The sequence below is a fragment of the Synechococcus sp. J7-Johnson genome (genome assembly GCF_024345795.1).
Taxonomy (GTDB): domain Bacteria; phylum Cyanobacteriota; class Cyanobacteriia; order PCC-6307; family Cyanobiaceae; genus Regnicoccus_A.
The window spans coordinates 96,350-105,262 of sequence record NZ_JAGQBU010000009.1 but is presented as its reverse complement, the minus strand read 5'-3'; the positions used below and the strand labels follow the sequence as shown (position 1 = coordinate 105,262).

The following is an 8,913-nucleotide window of genomic DNA, read 5'->3' as shown; positions in this document are numbered from 1 at the left end:
CCGACTGGCTGGATTTCAGTCGATTCGAGCCGGAATGCAGGCCGTAACTCACGACATCACGGCGCTACTGGCGATGGCGACGAGGAAGCCAGAACCAAGCTCGAGTTAAGACTTTGAATCAGCCCTGCCTGAGGCCCTGCGCAGGAAGGGCCAGGTGCCCACCAACGCCAGCGTGTTCCTCACCATCTTCCAGACATTCATGAGCGGCCCGCCGGTGGACGGCAAGCCCTCCCCCTGGTTTGGCCAGTACCCCCCTGATTTCTTTGATTTCATCGTGATCGATGAATGCCACCGCGGCGGTGCCAACAACGAATCCACCTGGCGCGGCATCCTCGATTACTTCGCCCCCGCCGTGCAGCTCGGCCTCACCGCCACCCCCCGCCGCGAGGGCAACACCGACACCTACGCCTACTTCGGTGAGCCGGTGTTCACCTACTCCCTCAAGGAGGGCATCAACGACGGCTTCCTCACCCCCTTTCGGCTCAAGCAGATCACCACCACCCTCGATGAGTACGTTTACACCCCCGATGACACGGTGGTGGAAGGGGAGATCGAAGCCGGCAAGCTCTACAGGGAAGCCGACTTCAACAGGATCATCGAGATCAAGCAGCGCGAGCAGCAGCGGGTGGAGATCGTGATGGCTCAGATCGATCAGCGCGAGAAATCCCTGGTGTTCTGCGCCACCCAGGAGCATGCCCTGGCGATTCGTGACCTGATCAACCAGCTCAAGAGCAGCACCGATCCCAACTACTGCCATCGGGTCACCGCCGATGACGGCGAACTGGGCAACACCTGGCTGCGGGCCTTTCAGGACAACGAGAAGACGATCCCCACCATTCTCACCACCTCCCAGAAACTCTCCACAGGCGTGGATGCTCGCAACGTACGCAACATCGTGCTGCTGCGGCCGGTGAACTCGATGATCGAGTTCAAGCAGATCATCGGCCGCGGCAACCGTCTCTACGACGGCAAGGACTACTTCACCATCTATGACTTCGTGAAGGCGCACCACCATTTCAGTGATCCGCAGTGGGACGGTGAACCCCAGGAGCCCGAGCCCGTGGCGCCCAGGGCTTTGGTTCCTGATGGCGAACCCGAGCCGGCCAAAGTCTCAGACGAGGAGGCAGAAGGGCCCAAGCCCCGCCGCAGCAAAGTGCGGATCAAGCTGGGCGACGGCAAGGAACGCTCCATCCAGCACATGCTGGTGACCAGCTTCTGGCACCCCGATGGCACACCCATGAGTTCACAGCAGTTCCTGGAGCTGCTCTATGGAAAGCTGCCGGAATTCGTCAAGGATGAAGCCGAGCTGCGGGCGCTCTGGAGTGCACCGGACACCCGTCGCAAGTTGCTTCAGGGCCTTGAGGAGAAGGGTTTCGGTGCTGCCCAGCTCGCCGAGATGCAGCGGATCATCGATGCCGAGAACAGCGATCTATTCGATGTGCTCGCCCATGTCGCCTATGCCTTGCAGCCCGTCCCCCGCGAGGAGCGGGCCGAACAGGCACGTCTTTACATCCACTCCAGATTCACCAGCAAGCAGCAGCTCTTCCTGGATTTTGTTCTCCAGCACTACGTGACGATGGGCGTGCAGGAGCTGGCCACCGAGAAGCTCACGCCGTTGCTGCGCCTCCGCTACCAGAACAGCATCGCCGATGCTGTGGCCGATCTGGGCAGGCCAGAGGACATCGGCCAGCTCTTTTCAGGCTTCCAGAAGTCTCCGTATGAGGCCACGGCATGATGCTTATTGCTCTTCGAGGTGATGTCACTGTGGCGGCAACGATCGATGGCCCAGATACAAGATTGCCTCCTGAAGGTGGAGCGAAGGAATCATAAGTACTCCCTGCTCAGCTCCGCTGTCGTTGATGACATCGGCGAGGAGTACATTCCAGACAACCCCGGCGATGCGCTGAATTGCCATCCTGCAGCTGCGGATTCTCTGCGGATTGGCCTGGCCATGGCCAATCTCAATAGCTTCTCCCAGGAGATTGCCGGAGAGAAGGAATCGTTCGCCTATTCCCGCTACAAGGATCAGTTCGTCTGCCTGCTGCGTTGCGTGATTCCTCACGGCGAGCTGTCAGGCAGTTCTGGGGATGAGGTTGAGAAGACCATTCAGCTCTCCGAGCTGGAGCCACGTCGCAAGGGACGGCAGGTGGTGTGGCGTCCGATGCTCAACACCTGTTCCTGGTCGATCCTGAGGTTGATGGCCTTGTCTTCAGGAGCCTTTCCCTTTGCGTTCCGCGCCCGTCGCATCGTCCGCACCGGCGGATCTTCCGCCAGTCTGATGCGCAGCAGAGACAGCAGTCGCAAGGCCACCGCCGGAGATCAGCTCTACGGCGGCAACTATCTGTATACCGATGGCGGTGTCTTTGAGAACGAGCCGGTTGGCATGGCGGCCAGTCTGGCCAAAGAGATTGATGAGAAAGAGGGCTCTTCGCAGTCAATGTCCTGCGGCCGGATTCCTAGCGCATTCTCGCCAGGCCCTCTGCTCCATGTGTGGTGCAGTTGTTCGACGCCGACACGTTTCTGAGGGTTGTGCTGCCGAAGCTGCTGCGCATGACGATCGGCAGCTTCGTGGTGGGCAGCGTCGTGGGAGCGGTGGACGCCGCGATCCCCTACCGGCTCATTTCCAGCATCCGCTGGATCGGCGCGAGGGCCCTGACCCGCAGATTCTCATCCAGTTCGATCGACGGGCTCATCGTGTCCAGGCACTGCCAGAGCTTTTCCAACGTGTTCAGACGCATGTAGGGGCAGGCGTTGCAGCTGCAGCCGTCCTGACCTGGCACCTCAACAAAGGTTTTGTGGGGCAGCTGACGGCGCATCTGGTGCAGGATGCCGGGCTCGGTGAGCACGATGAAGCTGGTGGCGTCACTGCTGGCGGCGCGGGCCAGCAGTTTGCTGGTGGAGCCGATGAAGTCGGCCAGATCCAGCAGGTTGGGCAGACACTCCGGGTGGGCAATCACCTCGGCCTCTGGATGCACCAGCTTCAGCCGCAGCAGGGCCTGCTCGCTGAAGGTTTCATGAACAATGCAGCCTCCTGGCCAGAGGGTCAGTTCCCTTCCGCTCTGACGGGCCACCCAGCGGCCCAGGTTCTGATCCGGCGCGAACAGGATCGGCCGCTCAGCCGGCAGCTGCTGCACCAGACGCACGGCGTTGCTGCTGGTGCAGATCAGGTCGCTCTGGGCCTTCACGGCCGCCGAGCAATTGATGTAACTCACCACCAGATGGTCCGGATGCTCGGCGCGGAAGGCGGCGAAGGCATCGGCAGGGCAGGCATCGGCCAGGGAGCAGCCGGCGTCGAGATCAGGCAGCAGCACCGTTTTGGAGGGGCTGAGAATCTTGGCGGTTTCGGCCATGAAGTGAACGCCGCAGAAGACGATTACCTCGGCGTCGGTGGCGGCGGCCTTGCGGGAGAGCTCGAGCGAGTCGCCGATGAAATCGGCCACATCCTGGATTTCAGGACTCTGGTAGTAGTGAGCCAGGATCACGGCCTTCCGCGCCCGGCGCAGGCTGTCGATCGCGGCCGGGAGGTCGTGGGGAACGGTGGGGGCTTCAAGGGCGGCAAAAACCAACCTTGACCTCAACTGGGGCAGGATGAGCCCAGCCTAGGGAAGGGAGTAGTCGTCACGGCCCACATGCGCCTTGCCATTGCCGGGGATCTGCACGGGCAATGGGACCGGCGTGACGTGACCCTGCTCACCCAGCTCGCTCCCGATGCGCTGCTGGTGGTGGGCGATCTCAGCGATGGACAGCAGCGCATCGCCGCCAGCCTCGCTGACCTGACCCTGCCGGTGGCCTGCATCCTCGGCAACCACGACACCGGCAAGGATCACAGCGGTCGCAAGCTGCAGCGCCAGATCGATCGGCTCGGGGAGCGGCACTGTGGCTGGGCCCTGCGCCGGCTTGATCCCCCCGGCCTCTCCGTGGTGGGTGGACGGCCGGGCAGCGCCGGTGGCGGCCACCACCTCTCCAAAGCGGTACAGGCGCTCTGGGGCCCTGTCGAACTGGCCGAGTCGGCTGGGCGCATCGCTGCAGCGGCCCTCTCGGCAGACCCGCGTCTGCCTCTGGTGCTGCTCTCGCACTGCGGTCCGAGTGGTCTCGGCAGCGAGGCCAGCGATCCCTGCGGGCGCGACTGGAAATCGCCCGCCTGCGACTGGGGCGACCAGGACCTGGCCCAGGCGATCGAGCAGATCCGCAGCGAGCGCCCCGTGCCTCTGGTGGTCTTCGGGCACATGCACCATGCCCTCAAGCGCGGGCGGGGGGAGCGCCGCAGCTTCCTGATCGATCGCCGCGGCACCGCCTATCTCAATGCCGCCTTCGTGCCGCGCCATGCCGTCGACGGCGAGGGGCGGCAGCTGTGCCACCTGTCGTGGGTGGAGCTGGAGGAAGGCCGGCTGATCCATGCCAGCCATCGCTGGTACGACCCTGAAACCGGGAGGCTGCTCTATGAACAGCGCCTGCACCAGCAGCCCGTGGCTCTGCCGTGCTGATCTACGCCGCCATCAGCGGCCATGGCTACGGCCACGGCTCCCGCAGCGGCGCCATCCTGCTGGCCCTGGCCCAGCGGCAGCCAGGCTGGCGGCTAGTGCTCTCCACTTCGCTGCCCTCAGCGTTCCTGCGCACGGTCCTGGGAGCGGTGCCCTTTGAGCAGCGCCCCTGCTCCTGGGATGTGGGTGTGGTGCAGGCCGATGCCCTCGGCGCCGACCCCGCCGCCACCCTTGCAGCCCTCAACGATCTGGAGAGGCGCCTGCCTGATCAGATCGCCGAAGAGGCGCGATGGCTCAACGCCCAGGCCGGCCCGGTGCTGCTGCTCGGAGATGTGCCACCGGCACTGGCGCGACTGGCCCAGGCCGGTGGCTGGCCCCTGATCTGGGTGGGCAATTTCGGCTGGGATGCCATCTATGACCCGATGGGCGGCTCCTTTCTGGTCTGGGCGGAGCGCTGCCGTGCGCTCTACCGAATGGGCCAGGGCCTGATCCACTGCCCATTCTCGATGGCGATGGACTGGGGGCTGCCGGAGATCCGGGTGGGTCTCACTGTGGCGCCGCCTCGTGAGCGGACGGAAGCCCTCAGGCAAAAGCTGGAGCTGCCTGAGCGCAGTAGCTGCGTGCTGGTGAGCTTCGGTGGGCTGGGGTTTGAGCTGGGGGAGAAGCCCTTCCACCGCTGGCCCGAGCTCACGTTCGTCGGCACCGACCCTTCGGCCGCAGGGGCCCCCAATGTGCGGCTGTTGCCCCAGGGAGTGCGGCTGCTGGAGTTCATGCCGTTGGTGGAGCGGCTGATCACCAAGCCTGGCTACAGCAGCTTCTGTGAAGCCCTGGCCCACGACGTGGGCATCCACCTAGTGCACCGGGAAGGCTTTGCCGAGGCGCCGGTGCTGGAGGAGGCGCTGCGCCGCCATGGCCGCCACCGGTTGCTCAGCCAGGAGCAGCTGCGCTCCGGTGAGTGGCAGCTGGATCAGCCCCTGCATCCGGCTTCGGTGGGTCCCCTGGCGCTGGACGGGGCCCAGCAGGCCGCCGCCTGGCTGGAGCAACAGGCGCTCGCCTACAGCTGAGATCGCCGGGGAGCATTGCAGCGCAGGCGTCCTGGTGTCCGTCGCTACCACGCCCAGGACCACAATCAGCAGAACTGATGATCAACATGTCGAATGATTTCGCATCAGCAAACCCTGTGCTGAACAGTGATGTGAACCTCTCGGCCAATTCTGATAGCGAGTGGACGGTTGTGCGACTGTCACTAACGCAATCCCTGCCCTACGGTTCGTTCGACACATTGGCGTGCAACCCAAGCCCGCCGAGATGTATTCTTCCATCGCTTCGACGGTTTCTTCCGAGTTGTGCTCTGATCACTAACCCTGACTGCACTCATCAGCGTTCCTGATCACTATTAATCATTCATCAGTTTTCAGCAGTTCTTTTTCTGTTCAGAAGTCACGAACGGATTCAAGCTGAATTCCACCCTGTTCTTCACCACAGCAAAGTTCCTTCAGGTCGATTCCTCTTGGGTCAACCGGAAATAACGATGCATCAATCATCCTTTCTCCCCGCAACTCTTTTGTTCGCCTTCGCCTCCCGTTTCAGCCGCCTCTGCCTGCCGGCTCTGGTCGTCGCCATGGGCGCACCCGCCCATGCCACTGCCTGGCAGGAGATCCGGCTGCCCGGAGCGGCCCCGTCCAGCCAGCCCCAGTCGCTGACGATCGCAACTCCCCAGGATCTTCCTGGCATGCGCGCCATCTTCGAGATCACCCCTGAGAGGCGGGCGCTCCTCAACACGATTCGCTATGCCGAGGGCACCTGGGCAAACGGCGAGGACCTGGGCTATCGGATCATGTTCGGCGGCAGCCTGATGGCGTCCCTGGATCGGCATCCCGATCGGGTAAACCTCACCGTGGGCTATGCCAGCGCAGCTGCTGGTGCCTACCAGTTCATGCCCTTCACCTGGTCAATGGCCACTCGTGCCCTGGGCATCACCGGCTTCGGACCCCAGGTCCAGGATCAGGCCGCCATCTTCCTGATCCAGCGCCGTGGCGCCCTGGCCCTGGCTGATCGCGGCACCCTCACCCCTGAACTGGCCGCCAAGCTGGCGCCGGAGTGGGCCTCGTTCCCAACCCTGGCCGGTCGCAGTTTCTACGGTCAACCCGTGAAGCGCTACGCCCAACTGCGGGCCTTCTATGAGGCCAACCTTGCCACCCTGCGGGCCATCGAAAATGTCCGGCCGGATATTGCCCAGGCAGCTCCTCCAGTGCAGCCCGCCTGCACTGGAGACAGCCTCAGCTGCGCTCTGCAGGAAACCAGCGCCGGACGCTGACCCCCGGCTGAGCAGCGTCAGTTATCAATCGTCAGCCGCCGCTGCCTGAATCTTCCCTGACAGCGGGCGGTCCCATGGTTTTCTGGGCGATTAGATAAGCAGCCACGGCACCCCCCAGGAAGCCCAGTGCATTGCGCAGCACCGGCAGCAGGTCAGAGGTGCGGGTCACCACAGGGCCCAGACCAAACACCACGAACAACATCACCCACAGCGGTGAGAGCAACAGCACCCAGCTCCAGGCCACCAGATCACCCTGTTTACGTGGGTAGCCGGCAAAGCCGACGATCAGGCCACCCAGCAGTGAGGTGCAGAAGGTGAGCAGCCACTGTTCCTGGGGCAGCCCCGGCACCACCTGGCAGCCGCCCCGCTCCAGGCAGGTCTCCACCGCGCTGAGCGCATCCACGATTGCGCCGTCCTCACCGTGGTCGCGCACGTAGTACTGGTTGCCGAAGCGGGTCTGCAGCTCCACCCAGAAGGTGCGAGGCATCAGGGCGAAGAGCGCGTCGCCCACATTGAAATTGAGCAGGTTGCCGCCGCGGGGATCAGCCACCAGCAGCAGGCTGCGCTCATCCAGCCCCCAGAACTCCTTCACCGCCAGACCGGGCGTGCGCTCGTATTGGGTGAGAACCCGCAGTTTCCAGCCGCTGCTCTCCTCGAAGGCCTCCAGCTGCTCCTCCAGGCTGGCCCGCTGGCCATCGGTCAGCGCCCGGGCCAGATCGATCACGGGAGTTGGGTGATCCGGCAGGAGCGATGGATTGTCGGCGGCCTGAACCATCCCGCCCGGCGCTCCCCCCAGCGGCGCCAGCAACAGCACCAGGGCTGCCAGACAACCAAAGATGGAGCGGAGAAGAGATCTGGCGCCAGGGGCCATGCGGCTGCTTCAGTGGCCTTCCATTCTCTCCGAGGCGTACCCCGCCCGTGCCCCTGCCCGCCTGGCTGGACAAGCGCCTGCATCAGGCCGGAGGCAGCGTGCCCTTCCGCACCTATATGGAGTGGGTGCTCCATGACCCCGAGCACGGCGCCTACGGCGCCGGCCGCCTCAGCATCGGCCCACGCGGAGATTTCGTCACAGCCCCGTCGCTGGGCCCGGAGTTCGCGGCCCTGCTGGCCCCCCAGATCGCCCGTTGGCTGGAGGATCTCCCCAGCGGACGCCTGAGCCTGGTGGAAACCGGCCCCGGTGAAGGCAGCCTGGCGGCCCAGCTGGCCGAAGTGCTGGCAGCCGGCTGGCCCCAGCTGGCCAAGCGGCTGGAGCTGGTGCTGGTGGAGCCCAACGAGGGCATGGCGGCACGGCAGCGCCAGCGCCTGGAGGGCTGCCCGCTGCCTTTGCGCTGGAGCAGCTTTGCCGAGATGGCAGCCGCTCGGCTCACCGGTGTGGTGCTGGCCCACGAGGTGCTCGATGCCCTGGCGGTGGAGCGGATCGAGCGCAGTGGGGACCACTGGCGCCGGCAGCAGGTGACGCTCCAGGAGGGGACGTTACGGCTTGTGCCCGGCGAACCCCTGGAGCCGGAAGATCAGGCGCGGCTGGAGCCCCTCGGGCTGCTGCCCCTTGATCCACGGCGTCCGCCGGGCTGGTGCAGCGAGCTCCATCCCGGGCTGGCTCCCTGGCTGGCGGCCTGTGCCGCCGCTCTGGCCCATGGCCGCCTGCTGGTGATCGACTACGCCCTCGAGGCCTGGCGCTACTACGCCCCCCAACGCAGCAACGGCACTCTGATGGCCTATCGCGCCCAGCGAGCCAGCTCCGATCCCCTGCTGGAACCTTGCCAGTGGGACCTCACCGCCCACCTCTGCATCGAGAGCCTGCTTGAGGCAGCCGACGCTGCCGGCTGGAGTTTTCTGGGCCAGCGGCGGCAGGGCGAAGCCCTGCTGGCCTTGGGGCTGGCCCAGCGCCTGCATGGGCTGCAACAGCCGCAGGCAGCGGCGGCCCAGGCCACCAGCCCAGGGCGGAGTGAGGGGTTGGCTGAGCTGCTGGCCCGGCGCGAGGCCCTGCTGCGTCTGGTGGATCCCACCGCCCTCGGCGACTTCCGCTGGCTGGCCTTCAGCCGCGGCGAGGTCTCCCCGGCGGCTGGCTCGAGCGCCGAGCTCTTCCTGCAGGAGCCTGGCGAGGGCACGTAGCTT

7 protein-coding genes and 1 pseudogene are annotated in these 8,913 nt (G+C 65.0%); 6 read left to right on the top strand and 2 right to left on the bottom strand.

Translation table 11 applies throughout. The features are described 5' to 3' along the window. Positions 1 to 127: 127 nt before the first annotated feature. Positions 128 to 1,735 (top strand): annotated as a pseudogene (locus KBY93_RS06835) (type I restriction-modification enzyme R subunit C-terminal domain-containing protein); the annotation flags it as partial. A 21-nt stretch (positions 1,736 to 1,756) separates the two neighbouring features. Beyond that, entirely contained in the window at positions 1,757 to 2,524 is a 768-nt protein-coding gene (locus KBY93_RS06830; RefSeq protein WP_255093521.1) for a hypothetical protein, read from the top strand. An 85-nt stretch (positions 2,525 to 2,609) separates the two neighbouring features. On the opposite strand, the gene nadA is transcribed toward KBY93_RS06830, so the two are convergent. Further along, a complete protein-coding gene (nadA, locus tag KBY93_RS06825) occupies positions 2,610 to 3,566 on the bottom strand; it encodes a quinolinate synthase NadA (protein ID WP_255093519.1) in 957 nt (318 codons plus the stop codon). 63 nt (positions 3,567 to 3,629) lie between these two features. Here nadA and KBY93_RS06820 point away from each other — a divergent pair, with 63 nt between their 5' ends. From KBY93_RS06820 to KBY93_RS06810, 3 genes are all read left to right on the top strand, one after another. Next, positions 3,630 to 4,484, top strand: coding sequence for a TIGR04168 family protein (locus KBY93_RS06820; protein ID WP_255093517.1), 855 nt, complete (start codon positions 3,630 to 3,632; stop codon positions 4,482 to 4,484). Further along, positions 4,478 to 5,545 (top strand): hypothetical protein, encoded by a 1,068-nt coding sequence (locus KBY93_RS06815; RefSeq protein ID WP_255093515.1) that lies wholly within the window; start codon positions 4,478 to 4,480, stop codon positions 5,543 to 5,545. The genes KBY93_RS06820 and KBY93_RS06815 overlap by 7 nt, the downstream gene beginning before the upstream one ends. 467 nt (positions 5,546 to 6,012) lie before the next feature. After that, entirely contained in the window at positions 6,013 to 6,798 is a 786-nt protein-coding gene (locus KBY93_RS06810; protein WP_255093514.1) for a glycoside hydrolase family 104 protein, read from the top strand. A gap of 31 nt (positions 6,799 to 6,829) precedes the next feature. Here KBY93_RS06810 and KBY93_RS06805 read toward each other — a convergent pair whose 3' ends face one another. Continuing rightward, on the bottom strand, positions 6,830 to 7,669 hold the full coding sequence (locus KBY93_RS06805; protein ID WP_255093513.1) for a TPM domain-containing protein: 840 nt from the start codon (positions 7,667 to 7,669) through the stop codon (positions 6,830 to 6,832). A 47-nt stretch (positions 7,670 to 7,716) separates the two neighbouring features. On the opposite strand from KBY93_RS06805, the gene KBY93_RS06800 reads away from it, so the two are divergent. Beyond that, positions 7,717 to 8,910: an SAM-dependent methyltransferase gene (locus tag KBY93_RS06800; RefSeq protein ID WP_255093512.1), complete on the top strand. Its 1,194-nt coding sequence runs from the start codon at positions 7,717 to 7,719 to the stop codon at positions 8,908 to 8,910. The last annotated feature ends 3 nt before the right edge of the window (positions 8,911 to 8,913 follow it).

Bases quoted from the DNA above. Each gene is read 5' to 3' on its own strand.
- KBY93_RS06805 (WP_255093513.1), bottom strand. From the start codon at position 7,669: ATGGCCCCTGGCGCCAGATCTCTTCTCCGCTCCATCTTTGGTTGTCTG.
- KBY93_RS06820 (WP_255093517.1), top strand. From the start codon at position 3,630: ATGCGCCTTGCCATTGCCGGGGATCTGCACGGGCAATGGGACCGGCGT.
- KBY93_RS06830 (WP_255093521.1), top strand. From the start codon at position 1,757: ATGTCACTGTGGCGGCAACGATCGATGGCCCAGATACAAGATTGCCTC.
- KBY93_RS06810 (WP_255093514.1), top strand. From the start codon at position 6,013: ATGCATCAATCATCCTTTCTCCCCGCAACTCTTTTGTTCGCCTTCGCC.